The sequence below is a fragment of the Desulfuromonas acetexigens genome (assembly GCF_900111775.1).
GTDB classification, from domain to species: domain Bacteria; phylum Desulfobacterota; class Desulfuromonadia; order Desulfuromonadales; family Trichloromonadaceae; genus Trichloromonas; species Trichloromonas acetexigens.
Genome location: NZ_FOJJ01000032.1, coordinates 1 through 1,086, shown reverse-complemented (window position 1 = coordinate 1,086; position 1,086 = coordinate 1). Strand labels below are relative to the sequence as shown.

Annotated in this window: 3 protein-coding genes; all 3 read left to right on the top strand. The window is 61.9% G+C overall.

The window, feature by feature from the left end; genetic code table 11:
* Nucleotides 1-20: 20 nt before the first annotated feature.
* Complete coding sequence (locus tag BQ4888_RS10735; RefSeq protein WP_092057194.1) at nucleotides 21-263, top strand: type II toxin-antitoxin system Phd/YefM family antitoxin; 243 nt, start codon at nucleotides 21-23, stop codon at nucleotides 261-263.
* Nucleotides 260-523, top strand: coding sequence for a Txe/YoeB family addiction module toxin (locus BQ4888_RS10730; protein WP_092057192.1), 264 nt, complete (start codon nucleotides 260-262; stop codon nucleotides 521-523). Before BQ4888_RS10735 ends, BQ4888_RS10730 begins: the two co-directional genes overlap by 4 nt.
* Nucleotides 524-578: 55 nt before the next feature.
* The coding region (locus BQ4888_RS10725; RefSeq protein WP_092057190.1) for a nitroreductase family protein at nucleotides 579-1,086 on the top strand (508 nt) is incomplete at its 3' end.

The following is a 1,086-nucleotide window of genomic DNA, read 5'->3' as shown; positions in this document are numbered from 1 at the left end:
CGTACGCAAAGGAGGCAGCCATGCCCACGATCACAGCGACCGAAGCGAGAAAACTTCTCTACAAACTCCTCGATGACGTAGCCGAATCGCACGAACCCATCCAGATCACCGGCAAGCGTAACAGCGCCGTGCTGATTGCCGCGGAGGATTGGCGCGCCGTGCAAGAGACCCTCTATCTGCATTCCGTTCCTGGCATGAAGGAGTCCATCATCGACGGCATGAAGACGCCGGTGGAAGAGTGCGACGAGGAATTGGACTGGTGAGCTGGAAACTGGTCTACACCAAGCAGGCCCAGAAGGATGCCAAGAAGCTTTCCGCTTCGGGGTTGAAATCGAAAGCGAAGCAACTGCTTGATCTCCTCGCGGAGAATCCCTTGCAAAATCCGCCGCCTTACGAAAAGCTCGTCGGCGACTTGGCGGGCGCTTATTCGAGACGCATCAATATCCAGCATCGACTGGTCTACCAGGTTCTCGCTGATATTCGTACGGTGAAGGTACTGCGGATGTGGACCCACTACGAATAGGGGCCGGCCAAGCACTCAAGCGCAACCTCAACCCTTCATCATTCGAGATTCCATCATGAGCAAACCTTCCATCAGCCAAAGTGCGGGGCGTCACTTTCTCACCGACCGGATTCGCCTGGAAGTGGACTGGCGGCGTACAGCCCAATCCCGGGGGATCGCCCCGCCACCGGCACAGAAGCCGGCGCCGGAAGGGGCGACGCTCATCCCTCTGCCCGACCGGGAAAGCTGGGCCATTCCTCCCTGCGATCTAGAGGAGGCCATCGCTCGCCGGGAGAGCCGGCGCCGCTTTCTGCCGTCGCCGCTCAGCCGGGAAGAGCTGGCCTTTCTCCTCTGGAGCACGCAAGGGGTGCGCGCCCGCCTGCACGAGGCGGCGGTATTGCGCACCGTCCCTTCCGCCGGGTGCCGCCACCCCTTTGAAACCTATCTGGCGATTTTCCGGGTCGAGGGACTGGCGCCCGGCCTGTACCGTTACCTCCCCCTTGACCACGCCCTGTTGCTGGAGCAGACACCCGACCAGCTTTCGGCCCGGGTCGTCGCCGCCGCTCGGGGGCAGGGCTTTGCCG